Here is a 21,032-nt window from a genome sequence, read left to right on the forward strand (position 1 = left end):
TCCGAAGCGGCCCTGCCGGTTTCGCAAAAGCCGCAAAACGTACCGCCACGGGTACGGGAAGGCCCCGCGGGCCTGAACCCGCGGGGCCGTCTCGAGTGGTTACCGGCGCACGCCCGCGGCGAGGTCCGCGGTGAGCTCGGCGAGCTTCTGGTGGCCCGACGGGATGTCGTCGGAGTCCAGGTAGCAGTTGACGATCGCGGAGCCCACGATCACGGCGTCGCCGTACGCGCCGATCTCGGCGGCCTGGTCGCCGCTGCGCACGCCGAGGCCCACGCCGATCGGCAGGTCGGTGTGCTTGCGGGTGCGCTCGACGAGCGCCGGCGCGACCGCGGACGTGGCGGCCCGGGCGCCGGTGACGCCCATGACCGACTGCGCGTACACGAACCCGCGGCACACGGCCACGGTCGAAGCGATCCGCTCCTCGGTGGACGACGGCGCGACCAGGAACACCCGGTCCAGGCCGTACTGGTCCGACGCGGCGATCCATTCCTCGGCCTCGTCCGGGATGAGGTCGGGCGTGATGAGCCCGGCCCCGCCGGCGGCCGCGAAGTCGCGCGCGAACCGCTCGACCCCGTACCGCTCCACCAGGTTCCAGTACGTCATGACGAGGATCGGCACGCGCCCGGCGACCGCCTCGGTCACCTCGAACACCTGCTTGGTCCGGAACCCGCCGGCGAGCGCCTGGTCGGCGGCCTTCTGGATCGCCGGCCCGTCCATGACCGGGTCCGAGTACGGCAGGCCCAGCTCGATGATGTCGGCCCCGTGGTCGATCATGATGTCGACGGCCTTGATCGAGTCGGCCAGCGTCGGGTAGCCCGCGGGCAGGTACCCCACCAGTGCCGCCCGGCCCTCGGCCCGGGTCTTCGCGAAAGCGTCAGCAGCGTGCAGCACCCCTACGCCCCCTTCTCGTTCGCGAAGCCGAAGTACTCGACCACGTTGCCCATGTCCTTGTCGCCGCGCCCCGAGAGGTTCACCAGGACGCGCGCGCCCGGCTTGAGGCCCTTCGCGAGGCGCAGCGCCCCCGCGAGGCCGTGCGCGGACTCGATCGCGCAGATGATGCCCTCGGTGCGGGCCAGCTTCTCCAAGGCCGCCATGGCCTCGGCGTCGTCGACCGGCTCGTACGCCGCGCGCCCGGTGGCGGCGAGGTGCGCGTGCTCGGGGCCGACGCCCGGGTAGTCGAGCCCGGCCGAGATCGAGTGCGACTCGATCGTCTGCCCGTCCTCGTCCTGCAGCACGAACGTCCGCGCGCCGTGCAGGACGCCGATCTGCCCGGCCGTGATCGTCGCGGCGTGCCGGCCGGTGTCGTAGCCGTCGCCGCCCGCCTCGAACCCGTACAGCTTGACGTCGGCGTCGTCGAGGAACGCCGTGAAGATCCCCATGGCGTTGGAGCCGCCGCCCACGCAGGCCGCGACCACGTCCGGGAGCGTCCCGGTGCGGTCGAGGAACTGCGCGCGGGCCTCGTCGCCGATGCCGCGGCAGTAGTCGCGCACGAGCTGCGGGAACGGCGCGGGGCCGCCGACCGAGCCGATCAGGTAGTGCGTGTGGTCGACGGAGGCGACCCATTCGCGCAGGGCCTCGTTCATCGCGTCCTTGAGGGTCCGCGAACCGGTCGTGACGGGCACGACCTCGGCGCCGAGGAGGCGCATCCGGGCGACGTTGAGGGCCTGGCGGCGCGTGTCCTCCTCGCCCATGTACACGGTGCATTCGAGCCCGAAGTACGCGGCGGCGGTCGCGGAGGCGACCCCGTGCTGGCCCGCGCCGGTCTCGGCGATGATGCGGGTCTTGCCCATGCGCTTGGTCAGCAGGGCCTGCCCGAGCACGTTGCGGATCTTGTGCGCGCCGGTGTGGTTGAGGTCCTCGCGCTTGAGCCACACCTCGACCCCGGCCTCCTCGGAGAGCCGCTCGGCGAAGTACAGCGGCGACGGCAGGTTCCCGTACTCGCGGCCGAGCTTGTCGAGCTCGGCGACGAACGACGGGTCCGCGAGCGCGGCGGTGTGGGCGGCCTCGAGCTCGTCGAGGGCGGCGATGAGCGCTTCGGGGACGAAGCGGCCCCCGAATTCGCCCCAGTGGCCGCTGGCATCTGGATTAGGCACGGTTCTTCGCTCCCCTTCGCAACTCGCTGCCCGGGCGCGCGCGTCGCGCACCTCAGGGCTCACCTGTGTGTGTTCGCCGCGAACACTACAGCGGGCGCGGCGTCGCCGGGTGGGACCCGGCGGTGACCAGCTCGGCGACGGCGTCGCGCGGGCTCTTCTGCTTGACGACGCCTTCCCCGACGAGTACGGCGTCGGCTCCGGCGCTGGCGTAGCGGATGAGGTCGCGCGTGCCCCTGACGCCCGATTCCGCGATCTTGACGACGTCGCGGGGCAGGCCGGGGGCGATGCGCTCGAACACGGAGCGGTCCACGTCGAGCGTAGTCAGGTCGCGGGCGTTGACGCCAATGACTTTGGCGCCGGCGCGCAGGGCCCGGTCGGCCTCGTACTCGGTGTGGACCTCGACGAGGGCGGTCATGCCGAGGCCTTCGATGCGCTCGTGGAGGGAGACGAGGGTGTCCTGGTCGAGGGCGGCCACGATGAGGAGCACGAGGTCGGCGCCGTGGGCGCGGGCTTCGAGCACCTGGTAGGGGGAGACCACGAAGTCCTTGCGGAGGACCGGGATCTGGACCTTGGCGCGGACGGCGTCGAGGTCGTCGAGGCTGCCTTTGAAGTAGTGCTGCTCGGTGAGGACCGAGATGACGGCGGCGCCGCCCGCGGCGTATTCGGCGGCGAGCACGGCCGGGTCGGGGATGTCGGCGAGGGCGCCCTTGGACGGCGAGGCGCGCTTGACCTCGGCGATGACGCCGCCGCCGGAGAGCGCGGCGTACCCGTCGAGGGCGGGGCGGGCGGCCTCGGCGCGCTCGCGGATCTGCTCGATGGGGGTCGCGGTCTGGCGCCGTTCGAGATCGGCGCGGACTTCGGTGATGATCTGCTCCAGCACGTTCACCTAAGATCGTCCCTTCTCCTGCGCCGATGCCGTGATATTAGGCGACGAGGGGTCCTCGCCGGAGTCGAGGGCGTTCCACAGCGACACCGGGTCCTCTGCTATGGCGGCGTTGCCGTCGGGTGCCGCTTCGTAGCGGTCGCTCGCGCTGGGCCAGGAGCCCGCGCGGGCGGTGGTGGCGGCGCCGGCGGCCGCGAGGACGAGCGCGGCGGCGCCCATGGCGATCGGCCAGGGCCCGGCGTCGAGGTTGAGGGCGCCGCCGAGGGCGGCCGCGAGGCCGGCGAGGGCGGCGACGACGCCGAGGGCGCGGCGGGCGCGGTTGCCGGTGGCGAGCATCGCGAGGAAGGCCGCGCCGCCGGCGAGCGCGCACGGCAGGGCCCAGGAGGCGAGGTCGGTGCCGGCCTGGGCGGTGGTGGCGGTGATCCCGGCGTGGCCGGTGTCGGTGGTGGTCGTCCAGTCGCGGGAGGCGGCGAGGGCGGCGACGGCGGCCGCGAGGACGCCTGCGAGGAGGACGCGGGTGCGCTCGGCGGCGCGGGTCTCGCCGGCTGCTTCGCTCATGCGATCTCCCTTCCGGTGAAGCAGGTGCGGGTGCCGGTGTGGCAGGCGGGGCCGGTCTGGTCCACCTGGAGCAGGACGGTGTCGCCGTCGCAGTCGACGGCGACCGAGACGACCGCCTGGTGGTGGCCGGAGGTCTCGCCCTTGACCCAGTACTCGCCGCGGCTGCGCGACCAGTAGGTGGCCTTGCGGGTGGCGACGGTGCGCCGCAGTGCCTCGGCGTCCATCCACGCGAGCATGAGGACTTCCCCGGTGTCGTGCTGCTGCGCGATGGCCGGGACGAGCCCGTCGGCGTTGAACGTGAGGTTCGCGATCACGTCGTCGCTGGTCTGTCCTGCTTCCACGTCTACTGATTGTGATCGCTCCCCGCCGCGGTCCGCCACCCGGGCCCGGTCGGGAGTGCATCGTGGGATTCTCGGGGGTTATGGAGCGCCCTTATGTGATCGTTTCGGCCGCGATGAGCATCGACGGCTATTTGGACGACGTGTCGCCGGACCGGCTGATGCTGTCGAACGCGGCGGACTTCGACCGGGTGGACGCGGTGCGCGCGGGCGTGGACGCGATCGCGGTCGGCGCGGGCACGGTCCGCGCTGACGACCCGCGGCTGCTCGTGCGCTCGGCCGGGCGCCGGGAGGAGCGGGAGGCGTCGGGCCGCCCGGCGTCGCCGCTGCGGGTCGTGTTCTCGCCCTCGGGGGACCTCGACCCTGAGGCGCGGCTGTTCGACGGCGAGGGCGGCCCGGTCGTCGTCTACACGAGCGAGGCGGGCGCGGCGGCGTGCGCGCTCGCCCCGGAGGCCGCGGAGGTCGTCCCGTTCGGCGCCGTCCTGGAGCTCCCCCGGGCCCTGGCGGACCTGGCCGCGCGGGGCGTGGAGCGGCTGCTCGTGGAGGGCGGCGGCACGATCCACACCCTGTTCCTCGCCGAGGACGCCGTGGACGAGATGCACCTGGCGGTCGCGCCGTTCCTGCTGGGGAGCCTGGGCGGGCCGCGGTTCGTGCACGCGGCCGCGTTCCCGCAGTCGCCCGAGCGGCCGCTGCGGCTGGCCGAGACGCGCGCGATCGGGGAGGTCGCGCTGCTGGTCTACCGCCGGGACTGACCGCCCCGCGGGCTCCCGGAAGTGGCCGAACCGGGGCGTTTCGTCACTTATGGTGACTGGAGTGCCACTCCAGTCCGACGAACGGAGCCCTGCCCATGGCTGCGACCGAGACGCCGCCCACCGATCCCGCGGAGGTCCCGCCCCCGCCCGCGCCGCCGGTCGAGGCGGAGGAGCGGCAGGCCACGCACCCGGTCGACCAGCCCGTGTTCTGGATCAGCGCCGTCGTGATCCTCGCCGTCATCGTCGTCGGCGCGGTCTTCCCCGACCAGTTCGAGACCGGCTCCACCGCCGCCCTCAACTGGGTGATCGTGAACTTTGCGTGGCTGTTCATCATCGCAGGGAACATCTTCGTGGTCCTCGCGATCTACATCGCCGTGAGCCGCTACGGCAACATCAAGCTCGCCGCGAACCCCGACGAGGAGCCCGAGTTCGGGACGCTCCCGTGGATCTCCATGATGTTCGCCGCCGGCATGGGCATCGGCCTCATGTTCTACGGCGTGGCCGAGCCGCTCGCGCACTTCTTCGACGCGCCCCCGCCGCTCGAGCTCGACCCCGCCTCCCCCTACTTCAACGACCAGCTCACCGAGGGCGCGCTCGTCTACTCGTTCTTCCACTGGGGACTCCACCCGTGGGCGATCTACGCCGTCGCCGGCCTCGCCCTCGGCTACTCGACGTTCCGCAAGCAGCGCGGCAACAACATGAGCGACGCGTTCGCGCCGCTCACCGCCGGGAAGGCCTGGGGGCCGCTCACCGGCAAGGCCATCGACCTGCTCGCCGTGTTCGCCACGGTCTTCGGCACGGCCGCGAGCCTCGGCCTCGGCGCGCTCCAGGTCGCCGTCGGCCTCGACATCGTCGTGGGCGTGCCCGGCTCGAAGCAGCTGGAGCTCATCGTCATCATCGCGCTGACGGCCGCGTTCGTCGCCTCGGCGTTCTCGGGCGTGCACCGCGGCGTCAAATGGCTGTCGACGACGAACGTGGTCCTCGCCCTGTTCCTCGTCGTGTTCGTGTTCTTCGCCGGGCCGACCCTGTTCATCCTCGACGCCTGGCCCAGCGCCGTCGGCGGCTACCTCACCGACCTCGTCGGCATCTCCAGCGCCACCGGCGCGTTCGGCGGCTCCGACTGGATGGGCACCTGGACGATCTTCTACTGGGCGTGGTGGCTCTCGTGGGCGCCCTTCGTCGGCACCTTCATCGCCCGCATCTCGCGCGGGCGCACCATCCGCCAGTTCATCGTCGGCGTCCTCCTCATCCCCTCGGCCGCTTCGACACTGTGGTTCGCGATCCTCGGCGGCACCGCCCTGTGGCAGCAGAACCACGGCCAGGACTTCAGCGGCGCCGTCGCCCTCGGCGAGGAGTACACGCTGTTCGCGGTCCTCGAGTCGCTGCCGCTCTACAGCCTCCTCTCCGGACTCTCCATGGTCCTCGTCGCGATCTACTTCGTGACCGGCGCCGACTCGGCCTCGCTCGTCCTCGGGTCCCTCTCCAGCCACGGCTCGCTCGCGCCCAAGAAGCCCCTCGTCGTGTTCTGGGGCGCGACGATCGGCGCCGTCGCCGCGGTCCTCCTGCTCACCGGCGGCCTGCAGGGGCTCAAGAACGCGACGATCATCGTGGCCCTGCCGTTCGTCGTCGTCATGCTCCTGCTGTGCGTCTCGCTCATGAAGGAGCTCACCCGCGACCCCGCCGCGCATCCGCTCCGCTACCAGTTGCGGCACAAGGGCTTCCGCGACGCCATCCGCAAACTCGTGGGCGAGGAGGTCTCCCGCACCGCCGAACGCAACCGGTGGGGCCGCAGCCGCCTGCGCTTCGGCGTCGGGAACGGCAAGCGGACCAGCACGGACGAGTGAGGCCGCGCGCCGCTGCTATTTTATGGGATGACCGTGCGGCGGAAGGAAACCTCATGAAGGCGATCGTGGTCGAGCAGACCGGCGGGCCCGGCGTGATGCGCGTGCTCGAAGGCGACGACCCGGGCCCCCGCCCGGGCCAGATCGCCGTCAAGGTCGCCGCCGCCGGCGTCAACTTCATCGACGTCTACCACCGCACCGGCGCCTACGGCCTGCCCGTGCCGTTCACCCCCGGCCTCGAAGGCGGCGGGTACGTCGCCGCGATCGGCGCCGGCGTCACCGGCTTCGCCGTCGGCGACGAGGTCGCATGGAAGAGCGTCCCCGGCTCCTACGCCGACCTCGTCATCGGCGACGCGGACGAGTTCGTGCCCGTCCCCGAGAAGGTCGCCGTCGAGACCGCCGCCGCCGTCATGCTCCAGGGCCTCACCGCCCACTACCTGTGCAACACGGTCTATCCCGTCCAGGAGGGCGACACCGTCATCGTCCACGCCGCCGCCGGCGGCATGGGCCTCCTCCTCACCCAGATGGTGAAATCCAAGGGCGGCAAGGTCATCGGCACTGTCTCCACGGACGCGAAGGCCGAACTCGCCCGCCAGAACGGCGCCGACCACGTCATGCGCTACGAGGGCTTCGGCGCGAAGGCCCGCGAACTCACCGGCGGCGAAGGCGTCGCCGCGGTCTTCGACGGCGTCGGCAAGACCACCTTCAGCGAAGGCCTCGGCGCCCTGCGCCGCCGCGGCGTCATGGCCCTCTTCGGCCAGTCGAGCGGCCCCGTCCCGCCCGTCGACCCGCAGCTCCTCCACAAGGGAGGCTCGCTCATCCTCACCCGCCCCACCCTCGGCGACTTCACCGCGACCCGCGAGGAGTACCTGTGGCGCGCGGGCGAGGTCTTCCAGATGATCGAGGACGACGACCTCCTCGTGCGCGTCGGCGAGACCTTCCGCCTCGAAGAGGCTCCCGAAGCCCACCAGGCCCTCGAAGCCCGCAAGACCACCGGGAAGCTCCTGCTCATCCCCTGACGGCCGTACCCCCCGGGGGTAACCGTCGACGGCGCGGCTACCATCGGCGACCATGGATGCGACACCGCCTCAGATCCGGCGCGCGACCGGAGCCGACACCGACCGCGTCAACACGCTCATCCACGCCTCCAGCGCCTACCACGGCGAATACGCGCCGATCCTCGACGGATACCGGCTTGGCCCCGACTACCTCGAACGGCACCCCACCTACCTCGCCGTCGACGAGCACGACACCCTCATGGGCTTCTACTCGCTCCTCGTCGACCCCGCCACCCTCGCAGAGCACGGCTTCGCACTCCCCGAACTCAACCTGCTCTTCGTCGACGACCGCTTGCAGGGCAAAGGCATCGGCCGCCGACTGATCGGCCACATGCTCGACCTCGCCAGATCCGAAGGCATCACGGAGATCCGCGTCGTGTCCAATCCCCCGGCCGAACCGTTCTACCGCAGCGTCGGCGCCGAGAAGACCGGCACGGTCCCGCCGACGCCCCCGCGCGTCACCTGGGAGCGGCCGGAACTGCGGTTCCGGCTGTAGCCTCCCGCTCCCGGAAGGTCCGCCGGTACACCGACGGCGACACGCCCAGGACCGCCCGCAGATGCTGGCGCAGCGAGACACCCGTCCCGAGCCCGGCGTGCCGCGCGATCTGATCCACGGTGAGCTCGCTCGACTCGAGCAGCCGCCGGGCGTGGTCGACGCGCTGGCGGGTGAGCCACTGCGCCGGGCTCTGCCCGGTCTCCTCGCGGAACCGGCGGGTGAAGGAGCGGCGGCTCATCCGGGCCCGGGCCGCGAGCTCGTCGATCGACAGTGGACGGTCGAGGTGCCGGAGCGCCCATTCGCGGGCCTCGGCGGTGCCGGTCCCGGCGGGCTCGGGGACGGGCCGTTCGATGAACTGGGCCTGGCCGCCCTCGCGCCAGGGCGGCATGACGCAGCGGCGCGCGACGGCGTTCGCGACCTCGCTGCCGTAGTCGCGGCGCACCAGGTGCAGGCAGAGGTCCACGGCCGCACCGGCTCCGGCAGAGGTGAGGATGCGGCCCTCGTCGACGAACAGCACGTCGGGGTCCACGGCGACCGCCGGGTGGCGCTCGCTGAGCCGGTCGGTGAGCATCCAGTGGGTGGTGGCGGCGCGGCCGTCGAGCAGGCCCAGGCCGGCGAGCACGAACGCGGCGCTGCAGAAGGACACGATCCGCGTCTCGGGCCGGACGTCCGCGAACACCTCCGCGAGCCCGGGAGGCGGCTCGGGCAGGTCGCATACGTGGTTCCCGGCGGGGTCCACGGTCGCCACGATCACGGTGTCGGCCGTGGCCAGCAGCTCGGGGCCGTGCTCGACGTTGATCGTGTACCCGGCGGTGGTGCGGACCGGGCCGCCGTCGAGGGAGCACACGCGCACGTCGTACCGGGGCACGCCGTCCACATGCCCGGCGGTGGCGAAGACGCGCTCGGGGACGCCGAGGTCGAACGTGATGACGCCGTCGAGCGCGAGCACGGCCACGCGGTGGGGGGAAGCGGTCATGGCCCGATTCTTTCACATCATGGCCCTCGGGCCACTGGGCGCGCGGCCGCCCGCCGCGCAGACTGGTCCTCACCGCAACGGAAACGACCGGAAGGAATCCACAATGGCCACGATGCGAACCGTGAAGCAGGACGAACTCGGCGGACCCGACGTCCTCAAGGTCGTCGAGACCGAGCGCCCCGAACCGGGCGTCGGCGAGATCCTCGTCAAAGTGCACGCCGCGGGCCTCAACCCGGTGGACTGGAAGACCCGCGCCTACGGCGGACTCCTCGGCCGCGCCGGCGACTTCACCCTCGGCTGGGACGTCTCGGGCACCGTCGCCGCGGTCGGCTTCGGCGTGCGGCTCTACGAGGTCGGCGACGAGGTCTTCGGTATGCCGCGCTTCCCGCAGTTCGCCGCGGGCTACTCCGAGTACGTGACCGGCCCGGCCCGCCACTTCGCCCGCAAGCCCGCCGGCCTCGGCCACGTCGAAGCCGCCGCCCTCCCGCTGGCCGGGCTCACCGCCTACCAGTCCCTCGTGGACGTCGCGGGCATCGAAGCGGGCCAGACGGTCCTGATCCACGCCGCCGCGGGCGGCGTCGGCCACCTCGCCGTCCAGATCGCCAAAGCCAAAGGCGCCCATGTGATCGCGACCGCCAGCGCCGCCAAGCACGACTACCTCAAGGGCATCGGCGCAGACGAGGTCGTCGACTACACCGCAGGCGATTTCGCCGAGCAGGTCAGCGGCATCGACATCGTGCTCGACGGTGTGGGCGACGAGTACACGGCCCGCTCGGCCCCGGTGGTCCGCGACGGCGGCTACCTCATCACCCTCCCCGGCCCGGCTGACGTCCCGGCGGCCGAGGAGGCGCGGATCAAGGCCGGGTTCTCGATCGTCGAGCCCGACCTGATCGGCCTCAACGCCCTCGCCGCCCTCGTGGAGGCCGGGCGGCTCACGCCCACGGTGTCCGAGACCTATCCCTTGGACGAGGTCGGCAAGGCCCACGCCTCCCTCGAGACGGGCCGCACCATCGGCAAGATCGTCCTCACCGTCGCCGAGTGAATGACCTTCAAAAGATTATCCACAGGCTTGCGATCAGGCAACATGTCACCCACTCACGTAGTTATCCACAGGGGAAAAACATTCCTTGAGTGTCTTGACTTTCTGTGGGAGGCTGGCTTCAGTTTTGGTGTAGGTCGGCGGTAGGTAGGGGACCGCGCGGACCGCCGGAAGATCGGAGGCGCGGGATGGCTCCCGCGCCGACGGCACCTGCACCAGGCCACCGCGGTAGCGGCGGCGGTCGGTCCTCAGCCAGGCCGACCGCCCCCGCCACAACACGAGTCAGTGCTCCACCATCAGTTCGAACGCGTCTGCTCACGCCAGGAACCGTGCAGGCCCGCATACACCGAGCCCGCCTCGGCCGCCAGTTCGGCGTGCGGGCCCTGCTGCACCAGGTTCCCGGCATCGAAGACGAGCACCTCGTCAGAGGTCTCGGCGGTCGAGAGCCGGTGCGCGATGATCACCGTCGTGCGCCCCCGGGTGACCGCGTCCAGCGCGGACGAGAGCCGCAGCTCGGTCGCCGGGTCGACGGCGCTCGTGGCCTCGTCGAGGACCAGCAGGTCGGGGTCGGCCACATAGGCCCGCACCAGCGACACCAGTTGGCGCTCACCCACACTCAGGTTCGCGCCGCTCTCCCCCAGCTCAGTCTCCAGGCCCGCGGGCAGCGTCTCGAGCCAGTCGTCGAGGCCGAGCTCGGCGAAGGCCACATAGATCTCCGCGTCGGTCAAGTCCGGCTTGGCGAAGCGGACGTTGTGCGCGAGCGTCCCGTTGAACAGGAAGCCCTCCTGCGGCACCATCGTCACCCGGCCGCGCAGCGACGCGAACGTGACCTCCGCCAGCGGAGTCCCGCCGATGCGCACCTTCCCCGAAGTCGGGTCCATGAGCCGCGTGAGCAGCTTCGCGAACGTCGTCTTGCCCGAACCGGTCTCGCCGACCACCGCGACCTTCGAATGGGCCCGGATCTCCACGTCGATCCCGTGCAGCACCTCCTCGCCGCCGGGGTACGCGAACCGCACACCCTCGAACCGGACCCCAAGGGGCCCTTCGGGAAGCGCCACGCCGTCGACCGGGTCGGCCACGTCGGGCTCGGTGTCGACGATGTCGAGCACCCGCCGCCAGCCCGAGACCGCGTTCTGGGCCTCGTTGAGCGTCTCCGTGCCGATCACCACGGGCTGGGTGAAGAGGATGACGAGGAACAGGAACGCCGTCAACTCGCCCACCGTCATCGACCCGCCCGCGACGAGGAACGCGCCGAGGACCACCACGACCACGTTGACGCCCAGGTACACCAGCTCCCCCGCGCCGAACGAGAACGCCGAACGGCTGATCGCCCGGGTCTGGTCGCGCCGGTGCTCGTCGATCGACGCGTCGAGCCGCTCGCTCGTGCGCGCCCCGACCCCGTACGCGCGCACCGTGCCCGCGCCCACGACCGACTCGGCGACGGCCGAGAGCATCTTGGACACGCTCTTGCGCACATCCGTGTAAGCGGCCGCGAGATGCCCCTGCAGCCACTTGATCAGCCACGTGACCGGGATGAACACGATCCACACCGCGATCGCCAACTGCCACGAGTAGACCGCCATGACCACCGTGGCCACGACGATCTGCGCCGCCGCGGTCACGAGGACCATGCCGCCCTGCTGCAGGAACGTGCTCACCTGGTCGATATCGGTCGTGACGCGGGCGGTGAGCGCACCGCGCCGCTCCGACTGCTGGTGCAGCATCGACAGGTCGTGGATGTGCCGGAACGTCCTGCGCCGCAACGAGGCCAGCGCGTGCTCCGAGACGACGAACAGGCGCCGGTTCATCAGGTAGTTGGTGCCCGTGGTGACCAGGAGCGCGGCGACGCCGAGGGCCGCGACGAGCACGACGTACCCGATGTCGGGCCCGCCCTCGCCGAGCAGCCCCTTGTCGAGGACCTGCTGCGCGCCCACCGGTACGACGAGCCGGCCGATCGAGGTGACCGCCGCGAGGAAGATCGTGAAGCCGAGGCCGCGCCGCAGCTCGGGCGAGAGCCGCAGGCCGCGTTTGACGGTCTGCCAGGGACCGGGCTGCGTCTGAGTGGTGTCGTCCTGCGCGCTCACGCCGCGGTCTCCTCGTCCTTGAAGTCGGGGTCGTTGAACTCGGGGTCGTCGAACTCGCCCTCGAATTCGCGTTCGGCCTCGGCCCGTTCGTAGGCGGTGACGAGGTCGGCGTACGGCTGGTGGGTCTTCAGCAGTTCCTGGTGGGGCCCGCGGGCGGTGATGCGGCCGTCTTCGAGGAAGACGACCTCGTCGGCGAGGGCGATGGTCGCGCGGCGGTAGGCGACGACGAGGACGCTGGCGACGTCCGCGGAGTCCTTGAGGCCGGTGAGGATCTGGGACTCGACCTTCGGGTCGACGGCGCTGGTGGCGTCGTCGAGGATGAGGAGCCTCGGCCTGCCGGCGAGGGCGCGGGCGAGGGTGAGGCGCTGGCGCTGGCCGCCGGAGAGGGTGGTGCCGCGTTCGCCGACTTCGGTGTCGAGGCCTTGCTCGAGGGCGGCGGTGAACTTCTCGGCTCCGGCGGCGACGAGGGCGTCCCAGAGGCGGTCGTCGGTGAGTCCGGGGCGGTCGAGGGCGAGGTTGGCGCGGACGGTGTCGTCGAAGACGAACGGGATCTGCTGGACGAGCGCGGTGGTGCGGGCGAGGCTCGCGTGGGTGAGGTCGCGCAGGTCGGAGCCGTCGAGGGTGACGGTGCCGCGGGTGGGGTCGATGAGGCGGGCGGCGAGGTGGGCGAGGGTGGATTTGCCGGAGCCTGTGGCGCCGACGAGGGCGACGGTGGTGCCGGCCTCGACGGTGAAGGTGACTTCGTGGAGGGCTTCCTTGCCGTCGGGGTAGGCGTAGGCGACGGCGTCGAACTCGAGCCGGGCGGGGGCGGTGGTCTCGGGGAGTTCGGCCTGGCCGTAGGTCATGTCGCCGGTGGCGGAGAGGACGTGGTCGACGCGGCGGCGGCCGACGACGGAGCCGGGGAGGTCGCCGAGGACCCAGCCGATGGCGCGGACGGGGAAGGCGAGCACGGAGAACATGAAGGAGACGGTGACGAGTTGGCCGAGGTCGATCGCGCCGGCTTCGAAGCGGGCGAGGCCGACGAGGAGGGCGACGAGGACGCCGATCTCGGGGAGCCCGGAGATGGCGGGTTCGAAGGCGGCGCGGAGTCGGCCGACGCCGATCATGGCGTCGCGGAGTTCTTCGGCGGTGGCGCTGAAGCGTTCGGTCTCGGCGGCTTCGCGTCCCATGGCCTTGACGACGAGGGCGCCGTCGAAGGATTCGTGGCCGACGGCGGAGACTTCGGCGCGGAGTTCTTGGGCGCGTTTGGCTCGGGGGGCCATCTTGGTCGCGAAGAGGGCGTTGAGGGCGAAGAGGGTGGGGAACATGCCGAGGGCGACGAGGGCGATGGCCCAGTCGATCCAGAAGAAGGCGCCCATGGCGATGACGACCATGAAGAGGGTGCCGACGGCGAAGGGCAGGGGCGCGAGGGGGCGGGTGGCGGCTTCGACGTCCGCGTTGGCGTTGGAGAGGAGGGTGCCGGTGGGGTGCTTCTGGTGCCAGGAGACGGGGAGGGCGAGGTAGCGGCGGGTGATCTGGCGGCGCCAGTGGGCTTGGACGCCGAACATCATGACGCCGGCGCCGATGCGGCGGGCGCACATGGTGGAGAAGCGGATGATCGAGGTGCCGAGGAGGGCGGCGACGCCGATCATGACGGTGCCGAGGACGACTTCGCCGCTCTCGTAGGCGGGGACGGCGATGGAGGAGACGACCCAGCCGACGACGAAGGAGAGGAAGAGGGTCATGGCGGTGTTGGCCATGGCTCCGACGGCGCCCACCGCGAACGGTTTGGGTTCGAGGCGGATCATGTCGCCGATGTTGCGCAGTCCCTGGCGGAGGATGCGGTCGTCGGCGGGCTGATCGTCGAGGGATGCGGCGGTGCCGGTGGGCAGCGTCATTGGGTCTCCGGTCAGTGGGTTCGGGCGCCAGCCGTCGCGAACGCTGGCTAGCCGGTCGGCAAGCAACCGCTAGCAATCATGCCTCGCGCGTATGACAGTCGCCAACCGCAATTCCCGATCGGCGGACCCGCGATGGCCCGTGCCGACGGCCCCGGCGCCGGCGGGACTGCGGCTTCCCTTGGGCGTTCGGCTTGGGCCCAGGACGAGAGGCACGTTCGGTTTCGCGGGGGATGTCACACCCTTGTGTCAGGGTTTTGACCGGGGGCCTGCGATACGGCCCTCAGCGGCTCGACCCGCGCCCCGGAAACGGCCCTCAATGCGAGCGTGGCTCGCGCCGGCCGGATGTCGTACCCGCATGTCAGGGTTGGAACCGGGGGCCCATCGATGTCCGATTTGCGGAGACCCTCCGCTCACGTTGGCCCTCGGCGTCATCCCATCCGCGTTAGCGCACCGGGTGCCCGGCCTCGCGGAGCACTTGCTTGACCTCGCCGATGGCGACGTCGCCGAAGTGGAAGATCGAGGCGGCGAGCACCGCGTCGGCGCCCGCGTCGACTGCCGGCGGGAAATCGGCGGCCTTGCCGGCGCCGCCGGAGGCGATGAGCGGGATGTCGACCGCGGCGCGCACGGCGGCGATGAGCTTGAGGTCGAAGCCCTGCTTCATGCCGTCCGAGTCGATGGAGTTGAGGAGGATCTCCCCCGCCCCGAGCTCGGCGGCGCGGGCGCACCACTCGACGGCGTCGAGGCCCGTGGAGCGCTTCTGTCCGCCGTGGGTGGTGACCTCCCAGCCGGAATCGGTGTCGCGCCCGGAGGCGACGTCGGCGGAGAGCACCAGGACCTGGTTGCCGAAGCGTTCGGCGATCTCGGAGATGACCTCGGGCCGGGCGATCGCGGCGGTGTTGATGCCGACCTTGTCCGCGCCGGCGCGCAGCAGCCGGTCGACGTCGTCGGCGGTGCGCACGCCGCCGCCCACGGTCAGGGGGATGAAGACCTGTTCGGCGGTGCGGGCCACGACGTCGTACATGGTGGCGCGGTCGCCGGAGGAGGCGCTCACGTCGAGGAACGTGAGCTCGTCGGCGCCGGCCGCGTCGTAGGCGGCGGCGAGCGCGACGGGGTCGCCCGCGTCGCGCAGGTTCTCGAAGTTCACGCCTTTGACGACCCGCCCGGCGTCCACGTCCAGGCAGGGGATCACTCGCACCGCAACAGTCACGCGGCAAGCCTACAGGCGGCGGGTGCGGGTGGCGTCCGCCATATTTGGGCATCGAACTTGAACATGTTCAAGACGCGGGTGTAACTTCAGAAGCGAGTTGAACATGTTCAATTCACGCCCTGAACCCCGTACAGAACGGAGCACTGTCATGGACATGGCAGTCATCGGCTACATCGCCTACCTCCTCGTCGCCATCCCCCTCACCGTCTGGGTCGCCCGCACCCTGGGCACCAACGGGTACCACTTCATCAAGGACGTCTTCGCCGGCGACGAGCAGCTCGCCCAGGCCGTCAACAAGCTCCTGCAGGTCGGCTTCTACCTCCTCAACTTCGGGTTCGTGACGCTGTGGCTGCGCACCGCCGAACCGGTCGCCGACGCCCGCGGCGTCTTCGAGACCGTCGCGGTCAAGATCGGGGCGGTGCTGCTCGTGCTCGGGGTGCTGCACGTCGTGAACGTCATCGTGCTCAACGGCTTCCGCAAGCGCGGCCACGTCGACGCCCGGGCGCTCGCCACCCTGGAGCCGCCGCAGCCGCGGCCGCAGGCGCACGGCGCCTGACCCAAGTAGGATCGCCTGCGTGAGCACCGAAGCCGAGTCCTCCGACGCGTCCGCCCGTCCTTCCTCGAAGGGCGAGCGGACGCGTCAGCGCATCATCGAGACCGCGCTCGACATGTTCGCCGAGCGCGGCTACGACAAGACGACGATGCGGGCGATCGCCGCCGAGGCCGGTGTGTCCGTTGGCAACGCGTACTACTACTTCAAGTCGAAGGAGCACCTGATCCAGGGCTTCTACGAGCAGGCGACGACCCGCCACGCGGAGCTGACCCCGCGCCTGCTCGACGGCAAGGAGACCCTGGCCGAGCGGATCGAGGCGGCGCTCCTGGCGTGGCTGGACATCGCGGGCCCGTACCACGCGTTCGCGGGCCAGTTCTTCCGCAACGCCGCCGACCCGTCGAGCCCGCTGAGCCCCTTCTCGGAGGACTCGACGGAGAGCCGCGACCGCGACATCGCGCTGTACCGCGAGGTCCTGGACGGCTCGAAGACCAAGGTGCCCAAGGACATGGCGGACATCCTGCCGGAGATGCTGTGGCTGCACCAGATGGTCGTGGTCCTGTACTGGGTGTACGACGCCTCGCCGGGGCAGGAGAAGTCGCGCGAGCTGGCCCGCCGGACCGCGCCCCTCGCGGCCCGCGTCGTGGCGCTCTCGCGGCTGAAGATCCTGCGGCCCTTGGTGAAGCAGGGCGAGGAGCTGGTGCGGGACTTCCTCATCACGCGGCGCCCGGAGTAGTCGAGGCGCTCGACGGACGCGGCACGGGCCGGCGGGACCAGTGTCCCGCCGGCCCGCTCAAGCTGGTGGCCCGGTGAACCGCCGGCTCAGCAGTCGCGCAGTTCCGGCGACTGGTTGAGCAGCTGCCCGCGCGGGGAGATGAACTTGCGGTACGTGTCCGAGTCGACCTCGGCGAGCGGGAACGCCGCGATCCGGTGGCAGTTCTGGAACGCGAGCTTCACGCCGTAGTGGCGTTCGAGCGCGCCGCGCATCGAGTCCGAGGCGAGCACCCGCAGCAGCTGCCCGCGCGCCTGCTCGTCCGGCGGCGGGGTGGTGTTGTCGGCGAACTGCGTCGAGCCGCTCGACGAGACCACTCCGTTCTTCAGGTCGTTCACGACCTTCGCGATGAGCTCCCACGCGAACGGCAGCGACTGCTTGACGCAGTCGATGAAGTCGGCGTCGCCGACCTCCCCTGCTTCGGCCTTGGCGAGCAGGTCTTCAGAGACGTCAAGGGACATGCGTTCTCCTCTCGGTTCGAATCGGTTCATTGTGCTCGGTCGCGGTGACCCTCCGCTGTCGGGTAATCGACGCAGGGAAGTCCTGAAATGTTCAGTCCGCGGCGAGCGTCCAGTCGGGCCGCACGTCGCTGTGCGGCCCGCCTGTCAGACTGCCGGGGCGCGGAGCAGGTGCTCGCCGAGCACGAAGTCGGGGACGATCTGGTCGGCGAGGTCCACGCCGACGCGGTCATTCCCCCAGGCCAGCGCGGCCTTGCGGTGGAACTCGTGGGCCTGGCGGGTGAACTTGGCCCAGTCCTTGCCGCCGTCGACGGCCCGTTCGCGGGCGGCGTCGACGACAGCGAGGTTCTCGGGTTCGAGGGCGCCGACGGGGCCGACGCTGCCGCGCTCGGCGGCCTTGACGTACTTGGAGCGCGAGCACCAGCCGGCGAGGGCGTCGCCCACGTGCTCGCGGAGGAACGCGACGTCGTCCTCGTCGTCGATCTTGTTGCCGATCACGGAGATCCGCACGTCGTAGTCCTCGGCGTACCCGAGGTACTGCTTGTAGACGCCGACGCTGCGGAGGGTCGGTTCGCAGACGAGGAAGGTGTGGTCGAAGCGGGTGAACATGCCGGAGGCGAACGCTTCGGCGCCGGCGACCATGTCGACGATCACGAATTCGTCGGTGCCGTCGACGAGGTGGTTGAGGAGCAGTTCGACCGCGCCGACTTTGGAGTGGTAGCAGGCGACGCCGAGGTCGTCGTCGACGAAGCCGCCGGTGGCGGCGAAGCGGATGCCGTCGTGCTCGGTGAAGAGCGCGTCGAGGAGCGGGTCGGATTCGCGCACGGTGAGCAGGCGGGAGCCGGGTCCGGGCGGCGTGGTCTTGAGCATGAGGTCGGCGGACGGGATGAGCGGGTTGGTGCCGCGCAGGTGGTCCTTGATGTCGGCCAGGTGCTCGCCGAGGACGGGGCCCATCGCGGCGGCTTCGGCGTCGAGGCCGAGGGCGGCGGCGAGGTGCTGGTTGATGTCGGCGTCGATGGCCATGACCGGGTGTCCGAGTGCGGCCGCGCGGCGCGCGAAGAGCGAGGCCATCGTGGTCTTGCCGGAGCCGCCCTTGCCGACGAAGGCGAGTTTCATTGCTGTGGTCCCCCACCAATTGAAAATGGTTGTTGATTTCAAATGGAGGGTAGCAGGGCGCGAATGTGACTGCGCCTCATACCGGTCGGTGCCTTGGCGGTGCCATGTCACATGTCAGACGGCACCGTGAACGCCGCCGCGAACACGGGCCGCCGCCAGTGGCATGTCACATGTCGCACAGCACCGGGCGCCGCCGCCGTGCGCCCGATCCGGCGCCCCGCCCGGGCGGTCGGCCCGGGTACGGGCGAGGGCCCCGCCGCGGCAACACGGCGGGGCCCTCGATGGCGCGTCACGTGTGACGCGTGATGTGTTACTCGGCGACGACGGCCGTCTCGATCTGCTGGACCGCCTTCGCGGGTGCGGCGGTCTTGCGGCGCAGGCGCCGCTCGGCCAGCACCACCAGCTTCGAGAGGACGTACGCGAGCACGAAGTAGATGAGCGCTGCGATGACGAGCGCCTGCAGGAACGAGTTGCCGTAGTCGTTGCCGATGATCTTCGCCGAGTGCAGCAGCTCGGGGTAGGTGATCACGTAACCCAGCGAGGTGTCCTTGAGGAGGATGACCAGTTGCGCGAGCACCGCCGGCAGCATGTTCCGCAGCACCTGCGGCAGCACCACGAGGCGCTGGACCTGGCCGTGGCTCAGGCCGATCGCGTGACCGGCCATCGCCTGGCCCGGCGGCAGCGCCGCCACGCCGGCGCGGAGGATCTCCGCGAGGACCGCGCCGTTGTAGATCCCGAGGCCCAGCACCAGGAACGTGAGGCGGCGGGCCTCGTTGGTCCAGCCGAGCACGTCGGTGGTGAACCCGAAGTGCCCGTCGATGGTGAAGGAGATCCAGATCAGCAGCACCAGCGGCAGCGACCGGAAGAACTGGACGTATCCGGCGGCGGCCCACCGGGTCAGCCGGAATCGGGAGATCCGGCCGAAGCCGAAGATCACGCCGAGGATCAGCGCCAGGATCGAGCCGAGCGCGAACGCACGCAGGGTCGCGAGGATCGACGGGATCCACGTGGTCTCGACGACGAGCTTGTCCAGGGGATTCGCCCAGCGGCTCGCCTCGAAGAAGCCCTCGGAGGCGAGCACGCTGGCGGCGTACGCCAGCGCACCGAGGATGACCACCGCGGAGATGATGGAGGCGATGTTCGAGTTGCGTCGGCCCTTGGGGCCGAGCGCGTCGAACAGGACCGTGCTCTCACTCTGTCTGCTCATGAGTCAACCGCTCTCATCGGACGAAGGCGGTGCGCTTCTCAGCGATCCGCACCAGGTAGCTGAGGACGAAGGCGATCAGCAGGTAACTGACGGTCACGCCGATGATGACCCCCCACAGGTCGAAGCGGCTCTCGTTGTCCTCGATGAGCCGCCGCGCCTGCGCGGTCAGCTCGGTGACGCCGATGGCGAGGACGAGCGCGCTGTTCTTGACCAGGGCGATCAGGAGCGAGCCGAGCGGCGGGATGACCACCCGGATCGACTGCGGCAGGATGATCGAGCGCAGCGACTGGCTGAACGTGAGCCCGATCGCGCGGGCGGCCTCGGCCTGGCCGAGCGGGATCGAGTTGATGCCCGAGCGCAGGGTCTCGCCGACGAACGCGCCGGTGTACATGCCGAGACCGAGGAGGGCCCACACCCAGTTGTCGGCTTTGATGCCGACCTGCGGGAGGCCGAAGAAGAGGATGAACAGGACCGCCAGGAGCGGCACGTTCCGGAATAGCTGCGTGTAGGCGTTCGCGGCCCAGCGGGCGGGCCACGCGGGGCTGACGTGCATGACCACGAGGACCATGCCGATGACGAGGGCGATCGCGAAGCTGACGAGCGTGACCCACACCGTGGTCCATGCGCCCGCGCCCAGGGCCGCGACCATGAGGTCGAAATTGTCGAACAAGCGGACTCCTCCATAGGGCGGTGGGGGGGGGGGGGGGGGGGCCGCCCCCCCCCCCCCCCCCCCGCCGAACGGTCTCGGGTTACCGGTTACTTGGCTTCGTAGCGGTCCGGGACCGGCAGCTGCGCGGGCTTCGGCATGCCGGCGGCGCCGAAGGTCAGGTCGAACGCCTTCTCCCAGTCGCCGTTCGCGGTGATCGCTTCGATCATGTCGTCGATGAACAGGCGCGCGTCGGTCTCGCCGAGCTTCATGCCGACACCGTAGGGCTCCTCGGTGAAGATGTTCGCCGTGTCGAGGACGCGGTAGGCGTCCGGCTTGTCGACGGTGAAGCCGTACAGGATGGTCTCGTCGGTGCTGACGGCCTCGGTCTGGCCGTTCTCGAGCGCCTGGGCGCACGCGGCGTAGTCGGCGAGCGGCGTGATCTTCGCTTCCGGGTTCTCGGCGGTGAGGTTGTCGATCGAGCCGGAGCCCTCGGCGATGCACACATCGCGGCCGGCGAGGTCGGCCACCGAGTTGATGTCGGTGTTCGAGGCCTGGACCATCACGTTCTGGCCGGTGTTGAAGTACGGGCCGGCGAAGTCGAACTTCTCGAGCCGCTCCGGGTACATCGAGTAGGACGCGATGACGACGTCGACGGTGCCGTCGTTGATGTAGGTCTCGCGGTTCTGGGAGGTCGTCTCGACGAACTTCAGGTTCGCGTCGTCGCCCTCCTCGTCCACGGAGCCGAAGATGTACTGCGTGAGCAGGCGGGCCATCTCGGCGTCGAAGCCCTCGATCTTGCCGGTGGCGGTGTTCTTCTGGCCGATGAGCGGCTGGTCGAACTTGACGCCGACGACGAGCTGGCCCTTGTCCTGGATGTCCTGGATCAGGCCGGCGGGAATGCTCTCGGCCTGCTCGAGCGAGTAGTCGCCGACGGACTCCTGGAGCTCGTCCTGCTCCTTCTGGTCCTGGCTCGCTTCACCGGAGCAGGCGGCGAGGGACATGGCGACGGCGGCCACGGCGGCCACCGCGGTCCTGCGGAACATGCGCATAGGTGTTTCCTTTCCTCAAGGGGGCGAAC

The 21,032-nt window shown here is 70.7% G+C and carries 21 protein-coding genes; 7 read left to right on the forward strand and 14 right to left on the reverse strand.

Going from position 1 to position 21,032, the window contains the following annotated elements; translation table 11 throughout:
* Positions 1-99: 99 nt before the first annotated feature.
* The 5 genes from trpA to hisI all read right to left on the reverse strand — a co-directional run bounded on the left by trpA (position 100) and on the right by hisI (position 3,875).
* Entirely contained in the window at positions 100-888 is a 789-nt protein-coding gene (gene trpA, locus O2L01_RS24275) for a tryptophan synthase subunit alpha (RefSeq protein ID WP_344469015.1), read from the reverse strand.
* A 5-nt stretch (positions 889-893) separates the two neighbouring features.
* Positions 894-2,093: a tryptophan synthase subunit beta gene (trpB, locus tag O2L01_RS24280; protein ID WP_270124637.1), complete on the reverse strand. Its 1,200-nt coding sequence runs from the start codon at positions 2,091-2,093 to the stop codon at positions 894-896.
* Positions 2,094-2,178: 85 nt separating this feature from the next.
* A complete protein-coding gene (gene trpC / locus O2L01_RS24285; RefSeq protein ID WP_416259812.1) occupies positions 2,179-2,973 on the reverse strand; it encodes an indole-3-glycerol phosphate synthase TrpC in 795 nt (264 codons plus the stop codon).
* A gap of 6 nt (positions 2,974-2,979) precedes the next feature.
* Positions 2,980-3,534, reverse strand: coding sequence for a Trp biosynthesis-associated membrane protein (locus tag O2L01_RS24290; RefSeq protein ID WP_270124639.1), 555 nt, complete (start codon positions 3,532-3,534; stop codon positions 2,980-2,982).
* Complete coding sequence (gene hisI / locus O2L01_RS24295) at positions 3,531-3,875, reverse strand: phosphoribosyl-AMP cyclohydrolase (protein ID WP_270114183.1); 345 nt, start codon at positions 3,873-3,875, stop codon at positions 3,531-3,533. The genes O2L01_RS24290 and hisI overlap by 4 nt, the downstream gene beginning before the upstream one ends.
* Before the next feature lie 80 nt (positions 3,876-3,955).
* On the opposite strand from hisI, the gene O2L01_RS24300 reads away from it, so the two are divergent.
* The 4 genes from O2L01_RS24300 (at position 3,956) to O2L01_RS24315 (ending at position 8,019) form a co-directional block, all read left to right on the forward strand.
* Positions 3,956-4,624 (forward strand): RibD family protein, encoded by a 669-nt coding sequence (locus tag O2L01_RS24300; RefSeq protein ID WP_270124640.1) that lies wholly within the window; start codon positions 3,956-3,958, stop codon positions 4,622-4,624.
* 95 nt (positions 4,625-4,719) lie between these two features.
* A complete protein-coding gene (locus O2L01_RS24305; RefSeq protein WP_270124641.1) occupies positions 4,720-6,468 on the forward strand; it encodes a BCCT family transporter in 1,749 nt (582 codons plus the stop codon).
* 53 nt (positions 6,469-6,521) lie between these two features.
* The gene (locus O2L01_RS24310; RefSeq protein WP_270124642.1) at positions 6,522-7,484 is read left to right on the forward strand and encodes a quinone oxidoreductase family protein; all 963 of its coding nucleotides are present in this window, start codon (positions 6,522-6,524) and stop codon (positions 7,482-7,484) included.
* Positions 7,485-7,536: 52 nt separating this feature from the next.
* Positions 7,537-8,019 (forward strand): GNAT family N-acetyltransferase, encoded by a 483-nt coding sequence (locus O2L01_RS24315; RefSeq protein WP_270124643.1) that lies wholly within the window; start codon positions 7,537-7,539, stop codon positions 8,017-8,019.
* Here the strand turns inward: O2L01_RS24315 and O2L01_RS24320 are convergent.
* The gene (locus O2L01_RS24320; protein ID WP_270124644.1) at positions 7,982-8,995 is read right to left on the reverse strand and encodes a GlxA family transcriptional regulator; all 1,014 of its coding nucleotides are present in this window, start codon (positions 8,993-8,995) and stop codon (positions 7,982-7,984) included. The two genes, O2L01_RS24315 and O2L01_RS24320, sit on opposite strands and share 38 nt — an antisense overlap.
* Before the next feature lie 112 nt (positions 8,996-9,107).
* On the opposite strand from O2L01_RS24320, the gene O2L01_RS24325 reads away from it, so the two are divergent.
* Entirely contained in the window at positions 9,108-10,037 is a 930-nt protein-coding gene (locus O2L01_RS24325) for an NADP-dependent oxidoreductase (RefSeq protein WP_344469018.1), read from the forward strand.
* A gap of 293 nt (positions 10,038-10,330) precedes the next feature.
* On the opposite strand, the gene O2L01_RS24330 is transcribed toward O2L01_RS24325, so the two are convergent.
* The 3 genes from O2L01_RS24330 to hisF form a co-directional block, all read right to left on the reverse strand.
* Positions 10,331-12,118 (reverse strand): ABC transporter ATP-binding protein, encoded by a 1,788-nt coding sequence (locus O2L01_RS24330; RefSeq protein WP_270124646.1) that lies wholly within the window; start codon positions 12,116-12,118, stop codon positions 10,331-10,333.
* Positions 12,115-13,995: an ABC transporter ATP-binding protein gene (locus O2L01_RS24335; RefSeq protein WP_270124647.1), complete on the reverse strand. Its 1,881-nt coding sequence runs from the start codon at positions 13,993-13,995 to the stop codon at positions 12,115-12,117. Before O2L01_RS24335 ends, O2L01_RS24330 begins: the two co-directional genes overlap by 4 nt.
* Positions 13,996-14,437: 442 nt before the next feature.
* Positions 14,438-15,202: an imidazole glycerol phosphate synthase subunit HisF gene (gene hisF, locus O2L01_RS24340; protein ID WP_270124648.1), complete on the reverse strand. Its 765-nt coding sequence runs from the start codon at positions 15,200-15,202 to the stop codon at positions 14,438-14,440.
* Positions 15,203-15,350: 148 nt separating this feature from the next.
* Here hisF and O2L01_RS24345 point away from each other — a divergent pair, with 148 nt between their 5' ends.
* Together O2L01_RS24345 and O2L01_RS24350 are read left to right on the forward strand one after the other, a co-directional pair.
* Positions 15,351-15,758: a hypothetical protein gene (locus O2L01_RS24345; protein WP_270124649.1), complete on the forward strand. Its 408-nt coding sequence runs from the start codon at positions 15,351-15,353 to the stop codon at positions 15,756-15,758.
* A 19-nt stretch (positions 15,759-15,777) separates the two neighbouring features.
* Positions 15,778-16,488, forward strand: a complete 711-nt coding sequence (locus tag O2L01_RS24350) for a TetR/AcrR family transcriptional regulator (protein WP_270124650.1) — start codon at positions 15,778-15,780, stop codon at positions 16,486-16,488.
* A gap of 86 nt (positions 16,489-16,574) precedes the next feature.
* On the opposite strand, the gene O2L01_RS24355 is transcribed toward O2L01_RS24350, so the two are convergent.
* The 5 genes from O2L01_RS24355 to O2L01_RS24375 form a co-directional block, all read right to left on the reverse strand.
* Positions 16,575-16,985: an SCO5389 family protein gene (locus tag O2L01_RS24355; protein WP_270124651.1), complete on the reverse strand. Its 411-nt coding sequence runs from the start codon at positions 16,983-16,985 to the stop codon at positions 16,575-16,577.
* 144 nt (positions 16,986-17,129) lie between these two features.
* A complete protein-coding gene (locus O2L01_RS24360) occupies positions 17,130-18,098 on the reverse strand; it encodes an ATP-binding protein (protein ID WP_270124652.1) in 969 nt (322 codons plus the stop codon).
* Between the two features lie 310 nt (positions 18,099-18,408).
* Positions 18,409-19,305: an amino acid ABC transporter permease gene (locus tag O2L01_RS24365; RefSeq protein WP_270124653.1), complete on the reverse strand. Its 897-nt coding sequence runs from the start codon at positions 19,303-19,305 to the stop codon at positions 18,409-18,411.
* Between the two features lie 13 nt (positions 19,306-19,318).
* On the reverse strand, positions 19,319-19,975 hold the full coding sequence (locus O2L01_RS24370) for an amino acid ABC transporter permease (protein ID WP_270124654.1): 657 nt from the start codon (positions 19,973-19,975) through the stop codon (positions 19,319-19,321).
* A gap of 86 nt (positions 19,976-20,061) precedes the next feature.
* The gene (locus O2L01_RS24375) at positions 20,062-20,997 is read right to left on the reverse strand and encodes a glutamate ABC transporter substrate-binding protein (RefSeq protein WP_270124655.1); all 936 of its coding nucleotides are present in this window, start codon (positions 20,995-20,997) and stop codon (positions 20,062-20,064) included.
* Positions 20,998-21,032: the final 35 nt, after the last annotated feature.

Source organism: Glycomyces lechevalierae (genome assembly GCF_027622945.1).
Classification (GTDB): Bacteria; Actinomycetota; Actinomycetes; order Mycobacteriales; family Micromonosporaceae; genus Glycomyces; species Glycomyces rutgersensis.